General features: G+C 67.6%; 13 protein-coding genes. 5 read left to right on the top strand and 8 right to left on the bottom strand.

Annotated elements, in window-relative coordinates:
* Positions 1-232: 232 nt before the first annotated feature.
* The 3 genes from AC6LKD_RS18185 (at position 233) to AC6LKD_RS18175 (ending at position 3,953) form a co-directional block, all read left to right on the top strand.
* The gene (locus AC6LKD_RS18185; protein WP_492276887.1) at positions 233-847 is read left to right on the top strand and encodes a ferritin family protein; all 615 of its coding nucleotides are present in this window, start codon (positions 233-235) and stop codon (positions 845-847) included.
* A gap of 9 nt (positions 848-856) precedes the next feature.
* Entirely contained in the window at positions 857-3,250 is a 2,394-nt protein-coding gene (locus AC6LKD_RS18180; protein WP_498117010.1) for a catalase, read from the top strand.
* A gap of 124 nt (positions 3,251-3,374) precedes the next feature.
* Positions 3,375-3,953 (top strand): lipid-binding SYLF domain-containing protein, encoded by a 579-nt coding sequence (locus AC6LKD_RS18175; RefSeq protein WP_013393557.1) that lies wholly within the window; start codon positions 3,375-3,377, stop codon positions 3,951-3,953.
* 23 nt (positions 3,954-3,976) lie between these two features.
* Here AC6LKD_RS18175 and AC6LKD_RS18170 read toward each other — a convergent pair whose 3' ends face one another.
* Positions 3,977-4,957 (bottom strand): Bug family tripartite tricarboxylate transporter substrate binding protein, encoded by a 981-nt coding sequence (locus AC6LKD_RS18170; RefSeq protein WP_498117009.1) that lies wholly within the window; start codon positions 4,955-4,957, stop codon positions 3,977-3,979.
* Between the two features lie 14 nt (positions 4,958-4,971).
* Positions 4,972-6,393: a M20 family metallopeptidase gene (locus AC6LKD_RS18165; RefSeq protein WP_498117008.1), complete on the bottom strand. Its 1,422-nt coding sequence runs from the start codon at positions 6,391-6,393 to the stop codon at positions 4,972-4,974.
* A 112-nt stretch (positions 6,394-6,505) separates the two neighbouring features.
* Between AC6LKD_RS18165 and AC6LKD_RS18160 the strand changes: the two genes are divergently transcribed.
* Positions 6,506-7,423, top strand: coding sequence for a LysR family transcriptional regulator (locus tag AC6LKD_RS18160; protein ID WP_492276892.1), 918 nt, complete (start codon positions 6,506-6,508; stop codon positions 7,421-7,423).
* 99 nt (positions 7,424-7,522) lie between these two features.
* Here the strand turns inward: AC6LKD_RS18160 and AC6LKD_RS18155 are convergent, their stop codons facing one another.
* The 6 genes from AC6LKD_RS18155 to AC6LKD_RS18130 form a co-directional block, all read right to left on the bottom strand.
* On the bottom strand, positions 7,523-8,497 hold the full coding sequence (locus AC6LKD_RS18155; RefSeq protein ID WP_013393561.1) for a Bug family tripartite tricarboxylate transporter substrate binding protein: 975 nt from the start codon (positions 8,495-8,497) through the stop codon (positions 7,523-7,525).
* Between the two features lie 107 nt (positions 8,498-8,604).
* Positions 8,605-9,753 carry an FAD-dependent monooxygenase gene (locus AC6LKD_RS18150; RefSeq protein ID WP_013393562.1) on the bottom strand — a complete coding sequence of 383 codons (1,149 nt, stop codon included), beginning with the start codon at positions 9,751-9,753 and terminating at the stop codon, positions 8,605-8,607.
* Complete coding sequence (locus tag AC6LKD_RS18145; RefSeq protein WP_013393563.1) at positions 9,750-10,226, bottom strand: acyl-CoA thioesterase; 477 nt, start codon at positions 10,224-10,226, stop codon at positions 9,750-9,752. The genes AC6LKD_RS18150 and AC6LKD_RS18145 overlap by 4 nt, the downstream gene beginning before the upstream one ends.
* Entirely contained in the window at positions 10,213-11,901 is a 1,689-nt protein-coding gene (locus AC6LKD_RS18140) for an AMP-binding protein (protein WP_013393564.1), read from the bottom strand. Before AC6LKD_RS18140 ends, AC6LKD_RS18145 begins: the two co-directional genes overlap by 14 nt.
* A 24-nt stretch (positions 11,902-11,925) precedes the next feature.
* Positions 11,926-12,825, bottom strand: coding sequence for a VOC family protein (locus tag AC6LKD_RS18135; protein WP_498117007.1), 900 nt, complete (start codon positions 12,823-12,825; stop codon positions 11,926-11,928).
* A 23-nt stretch (positions 12,826-12,848) separates the two neighbouring features.
* Positions 12,849-14,108, bottom strand: a complete 1,260-nt coding sequence (locus tag AC6LKD_RS18130) for an alpha/beta fold hydrolase (protein ID WP_498117006.1) — start codon at positions 14,106-14,108, stop codon at positions 12,849-12,851.
* A 219-nt stretch (positions 14,109-14,327) separates the two neighbouring features.
* Here AC6LKD_RS18130 and AC6LKD_RS18125 point away from each other — a divergent pair, with 219 nt between their 5' ends.
* Positions 14,328-15,038 (top strand): TetR/AcrR family transcriptional regulator, encoded by a 711-nt coding sequence (locus AC6LKD_RS18125; protein ID WP_013393567.1) that lies wholly within the window; start codon positions 14,328-14,330, stop codon positions 15,036-15,038.
* The last annotated feature ends 141 nt before the right edge of the window (positions 15,039-15,179 follow it).

Genomic DNA, 15,179 nt, shown 5'->3' with positions numbered 1-15,179 from the left:
CGGACGGTCTGATTTTATTGAGAATAGTTCCAATTCTAGTCTAAATGGGGACGAGGCAGACCGCGTCGTCGACTTGTATTTTCCGTGCCGCGGGCGGCAACCGGCGCGGGCCGCCCTGGACATAGCGCGAGCGAGCACGGACCGGGCATGGCAATTGCTGGGTAGGCGCTCCATCCGCATATCCGCCGCGGGCATGCGCGGATGCCCCATGTGAACGAAAGAGGAGCGCCCAATGAAACGCAAAGCCGGAAATACCTCGCAAATCGAGGAATTGTTGTACCAGGCCCTGGAGACCGAGATAGGCGGCCTGGCCGTCTATGAAACCGCCGTGACCTGCGCGGTGAATGAGGATCTGAAGAAGGAATGGCTCGGCTACCTGGAAGAAACGCGCACCCATCGCCGCGTACTGTTGACCGTATTCGAGCAGTTGCGCCTGGATCCGGAGGCGCAACCCCCGGGCAGGCAGGTGGTGCGCCATATCGGCGAATCGCTGGTCAAGGCCATGAAGATGGCGATCAACGCCGGCGACCCGGACGCGGCCCAACTGGTGGCCACCGAATGCGTGGTGCTGGCCGAGACCAAGGACCACGCCAACTGGTCCCTGATCGGCGTGATTGCCGAACAGCACAGCGGCGACCAGGCCAAGGTGCTCAAGCAGGCGTACGACGCCGTCGCCACGGACGAGGACCATCACCTCTATCACACGCAAGGCTGGTCGCGCGAGTTGTGGATCCAGTCCCTGGGATTCCCTGCGGTGCTGCCGCCTCCAGAAGAGGTCAAGCAGGTAGAGAGCGCCATTGGCGCGTCTCGGGCCGAGCAGGCGCGCGGCAAGATGCTGAGCCACTAGGAGATTGCGATGCCAGGCAAGAAAGCAGCAGGCAAGCGCGGCGCGGGCGCGGCCGTGGACACGGCCTACATGAATACGGACAGCGGTCCGGCGTCCGGCCCCGCGGGCAAGCCCAGCCACCCGGCGCTCAAGCGCGCCGCGGCCGTGGGCGCGACGGCCGCGGCCATCCCCCACAATGCCGGCAAGGCCGCGGAATATGGCGAGGAAGGGGCGCGTTGTCCCTATGCCGGCGCCCACGTGGCTGACGCGGATCCTGCCGCGACGGCCAGTTCGTTGTCCGAAGCCGAGACCTCGGACAAGACTGGGGGCGCAGCCGCGGCCGGGGTCAATGCGGCCGACGGACGGCTGGAGCGTGTGCGGGCCGATTCGAGCGGACAAATGCTGACCACCAACCAGGGTGTGCGCGTCAGCGACAACCAGCACTCGCTGAAGGCCGGCCTGCGCGGGCCGGCCTTGCTCAAGGACTTCATCCTGCGCGAGAAGATCACGCATTTCGACCACGAGCGGATTCCGGAACGCATCGTGCACGCGCGCGGTTCAGCCGCGCATGGCTACTTCGAATGCTATAAGCCGCTCACTGACCTGACGGCCGCGTCGCTGTTCGCCGAAGCCGGCAAGCGCACGCCGGTATTCGTGCGCTTTTCGACCGTGGCAGGCGAGCGCGGCTCCAAGGACACGGCCCGGGACGTGCGCGGCTTCGCCGTGAAGTTCTATACGGACGAGGGCAACTGGGACCTGGTCGGCAACAACATGCCCGTGTTCTTCATCCAGGACGCGATGAAGTTTCCGGACCTGGTGCATGCCGTCAAACCCGAGCCACACCATGGCATGCCCCAGGCCGCATCCGCGCACGACACCTTCTGGGACTTCGTGTCGCTGATGCCGGAATCCACCCACATGCTGATGTGGCTGATGTCGGATCGCGCCATCCCGCGCAGCTACCGGATGATGCAGGGCTTCGGCGTGCATACCTTCCGCTTCGTCAACGCCACCAGCGAGTCGCGTCTGGTGAAGTTCCACTGGAATCCGCTGTTGGGCACGCATTCGCAGGTTTGGAACGAGGCTGTCAAAGTGTCCGGCGCCGACCCCGACTTCCACCGCCGCGATCTGTGGGAGGCGATCGATGCCGGTAATGGCCCGCAATGGGAACTGGGCGTGCAGGTGTTCACCGAGGAGCAGGCGGAAGGATTCAGCTTCGACGTGCTGGACGCCACCAAGATCGTGCCGGAAGAACTGGTGCCCGTGATGCCGGTCGGGCGTATGGTGCTGGACCGCAATCCCGACAATTTCTTCGCCGAGACCGAACAGGTTGCCTTCTGCGCGGCCCACGTCGTGCCCGGCCTGGACTTCACCAATGATCCGCTGCTGGCGGGGCGCATCCATTCCTATGTGGACACCCAGATATCGCGGCTGGGCGGACCGAACTTCCACGAAATCCCGATCAACGCGCCGCTGGCTCCCGTGCACAACAACCAGCGCGACGGTATGCACCGCCAGGCCATCCATCGCGGACGCGTGGCCTACGAGCCCAATTCGCTCGCCGGCGGCTGTCCGTTCCAGGCCGGCATGGAGGGCTTCGTGTCGTTTCCGGAGCCGGAGACGGGCGACGAACTGCGCGGACATCCCGAGAAGTTTGCCGAGCACTACAACCAGGCAACGCTGTTCTATGAAAGCCAGGCGGACTGGGAACAACGCCACATCGTCGATGCCTACGCCTTCGAATTGAGCAAGGTCACGGTGCCTGCGGTGCGCCAGCGCATGGTCGCGTCGCTGCGCAATGTGTCCGAAGCGCTGGCTCAGGGTGTGGCGGATCAGTTGGGCATGGCTTTGCCGGCCCCGTTGCCGCGAGCGATCGACCGCCCGCCCAAACCGGAAATCGAAGTGTCGCCGGCCTTGTCGCTGACTGCGCGCCCTGGCGAGGCCGGCATCGCGACTCGAAAGGTTGCGATCCTGGTGGCCGAAGGCGCGGACGGCAAAGCCGTGGCCGCCGTGGCGCAAGGGCTGATCGCGGCCGGCGCCGTGGTGCGCCTGGTGGGGCAGCGCATCGGTCCCGTCCCAACGGATGAGGGCGGGGCCGTGGACGCCGACGCCTCCCTCGACAATCATCCTTCCGCGCTATTCGATGGGGCGGTGGTGGCGGGGGGCGAGGCCGCCGTGGCGCGCCTGCGCGAGGACGGGCGTGCGCTGGAGTTCCTGCGCGATGCGTTCCGCCACGGGAAGAGTCTGATGGGCGTGGGCGCAGGCGCGCAGCTCTTTGCTGCGGCAGGCATCGCACCGGGCCAGGCCGACGCGGGCCTGCTGATCGTGGACGCGGCGGCTGCGGCCAAGAGCGTGTCCGCATTCATCGATGCCCTGGCCAGGCACCGCCATCCCGAAAGGGAGACGTCGCCGCCCATGGTGTGAGAATGCCCAGGCGCCAGCACGGGTGCGGACGCCTCTTGACAAGCCACATGCGCCTGCCAATACTGCACTGGCAAGTCGGGGCGAGCGCGCTTGGCGCTTGCCGTCCTTCAGACAAGGGGGCTGTATGCGTCGCGCGTCCGTTTTGCCTATGTACCGTTGGGGTTGGCTGTCGGCCAGCCTTTTTTTGTGGGCTGCCTGTTTTTTCCTGGCGCCACAGGCCAGGGCGGAGTCCGCGGCCGAGCTCAGCCGGGAGGCGCGCAGCGCGCTGGATCGCCTGTACCAGCAGGAACCCAGGACACGTGAATTGGGCAAGAAGGCGGTGGGCGTGCTGGTGTTCCCCCGCATCCTGAAGGGCGGCCTGCTGGTCGGCGCGGAAACCGGCAACGGCGCGCTCATCCGGGGCGGCAAGGTCCAGGGTTACTACAACATATCGGCGGTCTCGTTCGGCCTTCAGGCCGGCGCGCAGGAGTTCAGCTATGCGCTGTTCTTCATGAACGAGCCGGCGCTGCAGTACCTGGACCAGAGCGACGGCTGGTCGCTTGGCGCCGGCCCCAGCCTGGTCGTGGTGGACGATAGCTATGCCGCCAGCATTACCACCACCACCCTGAGCCAGGATGTATACGCCGTGCCATTCGGCGGACAGGGACTGATGGCCGGCATGGGCCTGCAAGGGTCCAAGATCACCCGCACCCAGCCCGACTGAGGGCAGGCGCCAGCCCGCTACCGCTAGTCCAGGGTGATGCCGGCGCGCGCCGCGACCTCTGAAAAGGTGCGCAGTTCCTTGGTGATCTGCGCCTTGAATGCCGGCCCGGGCAAATAGACGGGATCCAGCGCCAGGTCCGCGACCGACTTGCGCACTTGCGGATCCTGCATGATTTCCGCCACGGCGCGGCTCAGAGTGTCGACCACCGGGGCCGGCGTGCGCGCCGGCGCCACCAGCGCGTACCAGCCGACGAAAGACACATCCGGCATGCCCGCTTCGGTGAAGGTGGGTACGTCGGGCAGCTGCGGCATGCGGCGCTCGCCCGTCACGGCCAAGGCGCGGATCTTGCCGGCGCGGACCTGCGGCGCGGCCGAAGACACGGTGTCCACGCCCAGGTCGACCTCGCCGCCTATCATCGCCGTGACCAGCTGCGCGCTGCCCTTGTAGGGCACCGGCGTCATCTTCGCGCCCGCGGCCTCCGCGTACATTTCGCCTGCCAGATGGGGGGCCGATCCGGCGCCGAAGGTGCCGTACATCAGGCTGTCCTTGCCGCTGCGCTGCTTGGCCAGCGCGGCCGCTTCCTGGATGGTGCCGGCCGCCAGCCCGTTCTTGGCCAGCAGCACCACGGGCGCCATCGCGACGATGGCGATGTGTTCGTAGCTCTTCTGCGGATCATAGGGCAGGCCGGGCTTGAGCGCCGGCAGCACGGTGTAGGTGGTGCTGCCCGACAGCATCAGCGTGTAGCCGTCGGGCTGCGCGCGCGCTGCCGCTTCCGCGCCAATCACGGTGGAGGCGCCGGGACGGTTCTCCACGATGACGGCCTGGCCGAATTTGCCGGACAGCTTGTTGGCCAGCAGCCGCGCCACGGCGTCGGTCGCCCCGCCTGGGGTAAAGGGCACGACGATCTTGATCGCCTGTTCGGGATAGGCGGCGTGGGCGCCGCCGGCATACGCGAGGGCGGCAAGGCTTGCGGCCGCCAGGGCGGCGCGGAGTTTGACGGTCATGACGGAGGTCCCGGTCAGTTGGCGTTGGAAGACGGGCTGGCGGCCGCCTGGCGCAGGGCGTTGCCCTGATCGCCCAGGTCCCAGAACAGGCCAGCCATGATCGCCAGCCCCTCGCGGGCGACGCTGCCCAGCAGGTGTTCGTTGGGTGCGTGCTGGGCGCAAGCGGGATAGGAATGCGGTACCCACAAGGTGGGCAGGCCCAGCTGGTCGGCGAAGATGTCGTTGGGCAGCGATCCACCCAGGTTTGGCAGCAGCGCCGGGCGCTTGCCGGTGCTGCGCTCCAGCGAGGTCGCGGCCCAGCGCACCCAGGGATTGTCGGGTGACAGGCGGGTGGCGCCGGCCTGCATGCCGATGCGTACCTGCACGTCCTCGAAGCCCGCCGCGCGCAAATGTTCCTTCACGTGGGTCTCCAGCGCTCGCCAATCCGTGCCTACCACGAAGCGCAACTGGCACCAGGCCACGGCTTCGGGCGGTATGGCGTTGACCGGTTTGGCCGGATCGCCGGCGCCGAAAGTCAGGACGTCCAGGCTGTTCCAGCCGAATACCTTCTCGGGCGCGCTCAGCCCGGGCTCGCCCCACCAGGCGTTGATGTCGGGATCGTCCTGGCCGCCGCCGACTTCCAGGTCGGCCAGCGCCTCGGCCACCGCGTCCGGAATGGGGGGCGGGCGCAGGCCCGGCACCGTGATGCGGCCGCGCGCATCGACCAGCGTGGCGATGGCGTGCGCCAGCACGATGGCCGGGTTGGCCAGCAGGCCGCCCCAGTTGCCTGAGTGATAGCCGCGTTCGCGCAAGCGCAGCTTCAGTTCGAAGTTCACCGCGCCGCGCGAGCCCATGAAGAGGGTCGGGCGCTGCGCGCTCAGGCGCGGCCCGTCGCTGGCGATGAACACGTCCGCCGCCAGCGCCTCGCGCTGGGCCTGGCAGAAGGCGGCCAGTCCGGGGGAGCCCGCTTCCTCGCCGGTCTCGATCAGCCAGATGGTATTGAAGCCGAGCGCGCCGCGACGTGCGGCGATGACCTGGCGCAGCGCTTCCAGGTTGATGCTGTGCTGGCCCTTGTTGTCGGCGGTGCCGCGCCCGTACCAGCGGTCGCCCTCGACCTGCAGGCGCCAGGGATCGCGGCCGGCTTCCCATTTGGCGGCATTGCCGCGCACCACGTCGCCATGGCCGTACATCAGCACCGTGGGCAGGCCGGCCTGCTCGATGCGGCGCGCCACCAGGATAGGCAGGTCGGCGCCGGAGGGGTTGGGATGCACCTCACAGGCGAAGCCCAAGTCCCGCAGCAGCGGAACAAGCTCTTCGTCCAGGTAGGCGTGCTGGGCGGGGGCTTGGTCAGCCACTTCGCTTTCCGTCGCGTAGGCGACGCGGCGGGCCAGGGCGGCTTGAAGGTCGCCGTTGTCATAGGCTTGAACGGCTTGGAGCAGGGCTTGTTCGCGTATCACTTCGTTGCCTGGGATGCTGAGGGGGGCACAAAGTTATTACGCTTCACCGCATGCCACAATTAGATAATTAGCATTCTTTCATTGCCATAAAGGCATGGATAAAAGGGGCGCCATGATTTCGCTGGGCTTGAGGTACTTCCTGGAGGTCGCGCGCTGCGGCTCGATCGCCGGCGCCGCGGCTGCGCAGCACGTGGCGGCCTCGGCCGTCAGCCGGCAGATCGCCAAGCTGGAGGACGGGCTGGGCATTGCATTGTTCGAGCGGCAGGCGCGCGGCATGGAACTGAGCGAGGCCGGCCGCCAATTGGCCGCCTATGCCAATGCCGCGGCGCTGGAAGCAGAGCGCGTCACCACCGAGATACGCCAGCGCAGCCACCTGGGCGACGTGACCATACGCCTGGCCTGCACCGAGGGTTTCGCCCACCGTTTCCTGCCCATGTGCATGGCCGAGTTCAAGCGGGTCCGGCCCGAAGCCCGTTTCCATCTGCACGTGGAACGCCCCGAGGAAGTCAGCCGCCAGATCCTGGAAGGCCTGTCGCAGCTGGCGCTGCGCTACACCACCGCGCAGGATGACCGCCTCAAGACCGAACTGCTGGTGCGCGCCCCGGTCTATGCGGTGATGTGCCGGAACCATCCGCTGGCCAGCCGGCGCAGCCTCAGCATGCGCGACCTGGCGAAGGTGCCGCTGTCGCTGGGCGATCAGGGCACCACGGTGCGGCAGTTGTTCGACGCGGCTTGCGCGAACGCGGGGCTGCACATCGAGCCGGCCTATGTATCCAACCATTCCGCGGCCTTTCTGCCCATGCTGCCCGGCAGCGACATCGTGGCGCTGTCGGGCTACCTGACCATGTTGGGACAGCGCGACGGAGAGGGTCTGGCCGCGGTGCCGTTCAGCAATCCGGAGATGCGGCAGCGGAGCATCCAGGTGCTGACATTGCAGGGCCGGACGCTGCCGGCGCTGGCCCGCGAGTTCCTGGAGTTCATGGCGCAGCGTCTGACGGCCACGCCCAAGGCGCCGGAGGCGGACGCCTGAGGCGGGCGCCTGAGGCGAAGGCCTGAGGGGGCGGCCAGAGGCAGATGTCATCGGCGCTCGTCCGAGAGGGAGGCCGCGCGGGCGGCCCCCGGACCGGCGTCAGTCCAAAGAAATATTGGCCTCCTTGACCACGGCCGCAAAGCGCGCCGAGTCCGCGTCGCGGGCCTGGGCCAGCGCGGCGGCATCCTGCGGCCAGGCGTCAAAGCCATAGGTCTCGAAACGCTTGCGCACCGCGGGCGTCACCACGGCCTGGGCGATGGCGTCATTGATGCGCTTGACCACGGCATCCGGCGTGCCCTTGGGCGCGAAGGCTGCGACCCAGGTCTTCAGTTCGAAGTCCTTGGGGCCGCCAGCCTCGCTGACCGTGGGCACGTCGGCGTAGGAACCCAGGCGCGACGGCGCCGCCAGCGCCAGCAGCTTGACCCGCTTGGCCTGGTACAGGTTCTGCACCGTGGCGGCGGTGCCGAAGGCCCAGTCCACTTCGCCGTTGGCCACTGCCGTGTAGAGCTGGGCCAGGTCCTTGAAGGGGACGTGGGTCATGTTGGTCTGCGTGGCGGTCTGGAACATGGACGTGCCCACGTGCGCCACGCTGCCCATGCCCCAGGTGCCGTAGGTCAGCTTGCCGGGCTGGGCCTTGGCCGCCGCGATCAGATCGGTGACATTGTTCCAGGGCGAGGAGGCCGATACGACCATGAAGAAATGCGTGGTGTAGATCGGCGCCACCGGCACGAAATCCTTGACCGGATCGAAGGGCAGGTTGCGGTAGAGCTGCGGCTGCAGCGTCATGTGGGTGTTGTCCACCACGGCCAGCGAGTAGCCGTCGGGCGTGGCGCGCTTGACCTCGCCGATCGCCAGCCAGCCGTTGGCGCCGGGCTTGTTCTCGACGATGAGCGGCTGCTTCCAGGCCGCCGTGAGCTGTTCGCCCAGCATGCGGGCGACGGCGTCGGGACCGCTGCCCACCGAGTACGGCAGCACGATGCGCACCGGCCGTTCGGGGTATTTGTCGGATTGGGCCTGTGCCGAGGCGCAGGCCAGGGCGCCGGTCAGCGCCATGCACCAGAGGGTATTTTTCATGTCTCCTCCACTTTCCATGGATGGTTCGCGGCGCTTCCCGGCGCCGCTTATCGTTGAGGCCGCAAGCGCGGATAAAAGCGCCGCGGCCGGGTACTCAAAACAGCGCTTCAGGACACGGCGGCCGCTTCCGGATGCCGCGCCTCGTAGGCAGCGGCGAAGCCCGGATCGCGCTGGCGCAGGTCGTCGTGGCTGACTTGGCCGGTGCGGCGCATGTAGTCGTAGGCGAAGGACACCGGGTCCAGGTGCATCTTCTCGGCCACGTTCTCGTACCAGTCCAGGCTGCGCGCGGCGGCGGTCTGGAAATTGGCCGAAGCCGGACGGCGCTGCGCCTCGAAGTGCGCGAACGCGGCCTGCGCGTCGTCGGGATGCTGCGTCAGGCCCTGATGTAGCGCGATCGCGTCCTGCATCGCCATCCGGGTGCCGGAGCCCAGCGAAAAATGCACGGTGCGCAGTGCATCGCCCAGCAGCACGATGTTGCCGTGCGACCAGCGCTCGTTGCGCACGATGCTGGCCTCGAACCACAAGGAGCGGTTGCCCAGCAGTTCGTTCGCGCCCAGGTCGGCGCGGAACACCTCGGCGCAATAGCGGCGGCTGGCGTCCTCGCTGGCCGAGTCCAGGCCGGCGCGCTGCCAGGTGTCCGGGTCCACTTCCACCAGGAAAGTGCTGAGATCCTTGCTGTACTGGTAGCTGTGGGCGATGAAGATGCCGTGGTCTGTTTCGCGGAAGATCAGCGATACCGGATGGAAGCGCTGGCGGGTGCCATACCAGGCGAACTTGTTGCGGCGGCGTTCGAAGCTGGGGCGGAAGTGCTCGGCGTACTGCTTGCGCACGGCGCTGTTGCTGCCGTCGGCGGCCACTACCATGTCCACTTCCGCGGCCAGCCGCCCGATGTCCTCGATCCGCTGCTCGTGCAGGATCTTCACGCCGGCTTCCAGGCAGGCTTTTTCCAGGACTTCCAGCATGTCGATGCGGGCCGTGCGCGAGAAATGGTTGCCCTGGACCTGGACGCGGGCGCCCTGGTGGATGATCTCCATGTAGTCGCAGCGTTCGTGGTGCGCCACGAAGGCCTTGAAGAATTCCGGGTCGGCCTCGCGCAGGAAGGACAGGCCGATGTCCGAGAACACCACGCCCCAGCCGTAGGTGGCGCCGCGCGGATTCTGTTCGTAGACGGTGATGTCGTGCTGCGGGGCATGCTTCTTGGCCAGCAGCGAAAAGTACAGGCCGGCGGGGCCTGCTCCGATGATGGCGATCTTCATTTTGCTTGGCTCCTGTTTGCTTCGGCCTGCGCGCAGGCTTCCTGATATGACTGCAAGGCGCCGCGCAGCGCGGCGGGCACTTCGATGGCGCGCCGTTCGCCGCGCGCCACGCAGATCGGGGTCAGCCGGGCATCGAAGGCGGGCTGGCCGCGCACGCTGCCGGCGACGTGCAGGGTGTAGGTGCGGGTGCGGATTTCCTCGACCCTGACGCACATGTCGAATTCCTCGTCCGGCCACAGCGAGGCCTGGAAGTCGAAGGCCAGCGCGCGCGTCGGCGTGCCGAAACCATGCTCGTCCTTGATGCGCTGCGGCGTGCCGTTGAACAGATGGCCGTAGAACAGTTCGGCCGCCGACAGCACGTATTCGCCGAAGGTGACGGTGTAAACCACGCCGGCGGGATCGCAATCGCCCCATTTGACGCGGCGGCGCACGATGAACGGCGTCTCGCTCACTACGTATTCAGTGCTGGTCATTGCCGTTCTCCCTGGCCTTGGCGGCCTCCTGGTTGAGCATTTCCGCGACGCTATGGCGCAGGGCGGCCTTGTCGAGCTTGCCGACCTTGGTCACGGGAAAGGCCTCGATCTGTTCGATGCGTTCCGGGCACTTGTATTTGGCCAGCCCCTGGCCGGTGAGGAAATCCGCCAGTTCCGTCAGGCTCGGCGCCTTATGCCCGGGCCGGACGATGACGAAGACGCAGCCTTTCTCGCCATAGAAAGGGTCGGGCATGGCCACCAGCCGCGCCTCGGAAATGGCCGGATGCGCGCCCACCAGCGCCTCGACTTCCTCGCAGCCGATCTTCTCGCCGCCGCGGTTGATGTTGTCGCGCAGGCGGCCCTCGAAGGCGTAGCAGGTTTTCCCGTCCACCACGCGCGCCGTCATCATGTCGCCGGTGCGGTAATAGCCGTCGGAGGTGTAGGCCGAGGCGTTGGCGGCGGGAGCGTCGAAGAACCCCGGCAGGGTGGCGGGGCCGCGGAAGCAGAGTTCGCCCATTTGCCCTTCGGCCACTGGCTCCTCAGTGCCGGGCGCCAGCAGGCGGATGTCGTCTTCGGCGCAGCCCGAGCGTCCCTGGGTGTGGTGCCGCTCGTACTCGGACGCGTCGGCGGGCGAGCCCAGCAGCAGCCCTTCGGTGATACCGAACAGATTGGAGCAGGGCACGTTCAGATGGGCTTCGAGCCGGTCGGCCGCGCTCATGGTGATGAACAGGCGCAGCGTGGACAGGTCGTAGCGCGCCAGGTCGGGGAAGGCCATGAGCTGCGGCGCTATCGGCCCGATGGACATGGCGCGGGTGACGCGGTGGCGCTCGATCAGCTCCAGCATGCGCGGCACGTCGACCCGTGGCATCAGCACCGCGGATACGCCCATGGCGATCACGGGAATCAGCACATAGACCTGGGCGGCGTTGTGCAGCAGGGGCAGCGCCCAGATGATGCGGTCGTCGTCCTGCATCTTGTAGCGCCGGGCGCAGGCCAGCGAATGGCCCAGGTACTCGGCATGGAAGCGCGGGATGATCTTGGGCATGCCGGTGGTGCCGCCCGACAGCTGGAAGCTCAGCACGTCTTCGCAGCCGGGGCCCTGGTCCGCCAGGATGAGGCGGGCCTCGGCCAGCGGCATCGCGTCCAGCAGCGCATGGAGCGACACGCCGTGCGGCGAGTCGCCGCGCGCTACGACCAGGTGCTCCAGCGTGTCGCTCGCGGCCAGCATGCCCGCGGCGAAGGCCGGCAGGTCGAACTTGCCGAAGTCGGCTTGCACGAAATAGCCGCGGGCGCGAGTCTGGCGCGTCAACTGGCCGATCTCCAGTTCGCGGTGCTGCGGCAGCGAACAGACGGGTACGATGCCCGCCTTGTAGCAGGCCAGCAGGGCCAGCGCCGTTTCCAGCGTGGTGCCCATCTGGAAGATGGCGCGGTCCGCCGGCGCCAGGCCGAGTTTCAGCAAGGCGGCGGCCAGCCGATCGGTCTGTTCATCCAGTTCGCGGAAACTCAGGCTGCCTTCGTCGATGATCAGCGCGGTGCGCTCGGGGCAACGCAGGGCGGTGGCGTGCAGCGCCGCGCCCACGGTCGAGCGCTCCCACGCGCCGCTGGCGAAGTACTGGCGGGCCCGTTCGGCGTGGTGGTAGATCACGCCCTCTATGGGGTGGCGTATATCTCGCATGGTTGTCTCCTCCTGGCCCGTGTCTCAGTGGCGCACGGCCGAGATCAGGACGCGGTCCCGATCCAATACGTCGATCGTGCCGCTGACGCCGCCGGTGAACAAGCCGTACCAGACGGCGGGCTTGAGCCCCAGGGCCTTGCGCTGGAACTCCAGCGGGCCGTCGGCGACGATGCAGTCGAAATGCTCGCCCGGCAGCACCGTGCAGTTCTCGCGCTCGGAAGCGTCCTGCACCAGGGAAGAGAATTCCTCGACCCGGGGCACGAAGATCCGCACGCGCGGCTCGGCGGCGCTGTCCGCCATCTGCAGCCGGTCTTCCAGCAGCGCGGCCTTGCGCGCCCAGACGTCGTCGATATGCCGGATGCGGCCGCCGGCCGATTCCGCATCGGCTTCGGCCTGCATGGCCGCGCGCAGCGTCAGGTCGGCGTCGATCGCGTCGACCTCGCCCAACGGGCGCAGCTTGCGCGTGAATTCGATGAAGTAGCCGTTGGGATCGCGCACATAGATGGATTCGATCACCTCGTGGCGGGTTTCGACGGAGACCTCTAGCCCGGCGTCCTGCAGTTTTTGCTTCCAGGCCTTGAGCTCGTCTTCGCTATCGACCAGCCAGGCGGTATGGGTGGCGTCGAACACATGGTCCTCGGGCAGCGGCCGCATGCTGCTGCGTCCGCGCAGCGCCTCCGGTTCGTCCGAGCCCAGGTAGTAGAAGAACGCAATCGTGCTGCCCTGGCCGCTATCGAAAAAGAAGTGCAGGAAGTCCGGGTGCGTGGCGGGGCCCCAGCCGCGCGCCGAGATCACATGGACCAGCGGCAGGCCGAGGATGTCGCGGTAGAAGGCGACGGTTTCGCGCAGGCGCCAGGTGGGCCGCGCCGTGTGGTCCACGCCGTGCAGGCGCAGGGGGGCGGGGGGCTTGGGGGTTGCAGTCATGACTTGCTCCGTCGACATTCGGATTAGAGGAAACGCTGGCGCAGCCAGGCGGCCAGTTCGCGGCCGGCGGCGTAACGCCCGGGTTCTTCGGTTTCAGCCAGGGCGCGGCCGTGGTGGTCGCCGCGGATGCGCAGGTGGGTCTTGTCCGGCGCGGGGATGGCGTCATGGATGGCGCGCACGTCGGAAGGGAAACAGGCCTGGTCGCCGGTGTATTCGATGATCAGGGTGGGCTGGACGATGCCGCCGGCGGTGCGTTCCATGCTGGCGTTGGACGACAGGCCGGACCAGGTCGACAGCCAACTCTCGGGCGTGCAGAAGCGGGCGAAGCCGACGGCGCCGTAGTTCGACGCGTAAGGATCCTTGCCCCAGAGCGAGCCCGGGTGGCGGTCGGAAGGATCCAGGCTGAGGTCCAGGCAGCGCAGGTCGGCGTCGGTGCGCCAGACCACCTGCACGGGCGTGTGCGCGGCTTGGCGACGGCGCCCGGCGGAAGCGTCGGCGCCGCTCTTGACGTCGGCGCGGGCCGCCAGGCGGTCGGCGATGATCTGCCGCGCCTGCGCGTCCAGGCGGGCCACGCGGTCGCGCTGCGCCTGACGGTAGCGGGCGACGAATTCCGGCGCATAGCGCGCCTGGCCCTTGGGGCGGTAGCCGTTTTCGGGCGCCAGCGGATCGAGTTCCGCCACCACCGACAGGGCGTCGTTCTCGTCGCCGACCGAGGGGTCGATGCAGTTCAGCAGCAGCGCGCCCTGGCCGGGGTGGGGGCCCACCAGCACCAACCCGTGCACCTCGGGCATGTCCAGTTCATCCAGTCCGCAGGCCTTGCCGCCCGGCGTGCGGGCGACGCGTTCGCCGGCGGGCAGGCCGGCTTGCTGCGCGTAGAAGGCATATAGGCCGGCGCCGCCGGAATTGCCCAGCAGCACGATCTTCTTGAAGCCCTGCTCGCGCAGGAAGCGCAGGCCGGCGGCCACGTCCTGCAGCGCCTGTTCATGTTCCAGCCTGAGGTCGTTGCCGACCGAGCGGGCGCCTTGCGACCAGGCGGCAAAGCCGGCGCCGACGATGTCGGGAATCAGGTAGTGGCAGGCCATGAACTCGCGCGGATGCATCACGCAGACCACGGTGTCGGGACGCGGGCCGGCCGGCTGGTACAGCGATCCGGAGGTGGCGGCGCCGTCCGCGGTGCGCAGCACGACGTTGCGGGTCGAGGCGCCGGCGGGCAGGTCGCGGGGGTTCCAATCGGTGTTGAGAAAGCCTGCGGTGATCTGGCTGGAGGGGGCGGCGGTAGTCACATTCGTCTCCTGTGGCGAGGTTCTGTGGACCTCGGTTTGACGTATTAGACGAATATTTGACTTTAGTGTCAATTAAATTTAAAAAATTGACAGTAGCGTCAAAAATGAGGGACTCAACAGGGGCAAAACAATGCCCGGCGCGACCGGGAAGCCGAAACGCGCATGCCATAATTTCGGGACGGGGCCGTCCCGGACGGTCTATTCGAGGAACATCGCAACGTGAACGACGCAAGCACCAAGGGAGCGCTGAAGGGCGAAGCGCTGCGCACCGCCATACTCGACGCCGCCGCCACGCTCTTCATCAAGCGCGGCTCCGGCGGCACCAGCATCCAGGACATCGCCGAGTCCCTGGGCCTGAGCCGCACCGCCGTCTACTACTACTTCAAAAGCAAGGACGCGATCCTGCGTTCGCTGACTGAAGACGTGCTGAGCGCGGCCAAGAAAATGGCCGGCGAAACCGCCACCCGCGAGGACCTGGATCCGGTCGAGGCGCTGCGCGCCCTGGTCACGCAGCACGCCGACCTGATCCTGTCGCGCACCGCCGAATTTCGCGTGGCCGACCGGACCGAGGCTGACATGACGCCCAAGCAGCGCGCGGCCGTGCAGGCGTCGCGGCGCAACGTGCTGGAGAACTTCAGCCGGGTCATCGAAAACGGCATCCGCGACGGCCAGTTCCGCATGGTCGATCCCCACGTCGCGGCTTTCAGCCTCATCGGCATGTGCAACTGGTCGGCATGGTGGTACAAGCCGGACGGCAGGCTGGGCCGCGCGGAAGTTGCGGCCATCATGGCCGACATGGCCGTGCAATCACTGTTGCGCGACGCCGCCCGGCGACCGCGCTCGCCGGACGTGCGCGAATCGCTGCGGCTGGTGCGCGAGGATCTGGATTACCTGGAAAAGCTGGTGCTGCCTGGCGGGCCGCAGGCCTGATTGCCGCAGATGCGGGCGGCTTGGGGCGGCAGGGCTTCGAGCTTGCGGACGTCAGGGTTCTTAAGCCGCCGAGGCTGCCCTGCGCCATTCCGATGCTCGCCCCGGTGGGGCTGCGCTTCGGATGGCTCCGGGGTCCTCGGC

Source organism: Achromobacter sp. D7-1 (assembly GCF_059760445.1).
This window is presented reverse-complemented; position numbering and strand designations above follow the sequence as displayed.

Coding starts and splice junctions, on each gene's coding strand:
- AC6LKD_RS18150 (WP_013393562.1), bottom strand. CDS start 9,753: ATGAAGATCGCCATCATCGGAGCAGGCCCCGCCGGCCTGTACTTTTCG.
- AC6LKD_RS18135 (WP_498117007.1), bottom strand. CDS start 12,825: ATGACTGCAACCCCCAAGCCCCCCGCCCCCCTGCGCCTGCACGGCGTG.
- AC6LKD_RS18175 (WP_013393557.1), top strand. CDS start 3,375: ATGCGTCGCGCGTCCGTTTTGCCTATGTACCGTTGGGGTTGGCTGTCG.
- AC6LKD_RS18185 (WP_492276887.1), top strand. CDS start 233: ATGAAACGCAAAGCCGGAAATACCTCGCAAATCGAGGAATTGTTGTAC.
- AC6LKD_RS18170 (WP_498117009.1), bottom strand. CDS start 4,957: ATGACCGTCAAACTCCGCGCCGCCCTGGCGGCCGCAAGCCTTGCCGCC.
- AC6LKD_RS18180 (WP_498117010.1), top strand. CDS start 857: ATGCCAGGCAAGAAAGCAGCAGGCAAGCGCGGCGCGGGCGCGGCCGTG.
- AC6LKD_RS18155 (WP_013393561.1), bottom strand. CDS start 8,497: ATGAAAAATACCCTCTGGTGCATGGCGCTGACCGGCGCCCTGGCCTGC.
- AC6LKD_RS18145 (WP_013393563.1), bottom strand. CDS start 10,226: ATGACCAGCACTGAATACGTAGTGAGCGAGACGCCGTTCATCGTGCGC.
- AC6LKD_RS18140 (WP_013393564.1), bottom strand. CDS start 11,901: ATGCGAGATATACGCCACCCCATAGAGGGCGTGATCTACCACCACGCC.
- AC6LKD_RS18160 (WP_492276892.1), top strand. CDS start 6,506: ATGATTTCGCTGGGCTTGAGGTACTTCCTGGAGGTCGCGCGCTGCGGC.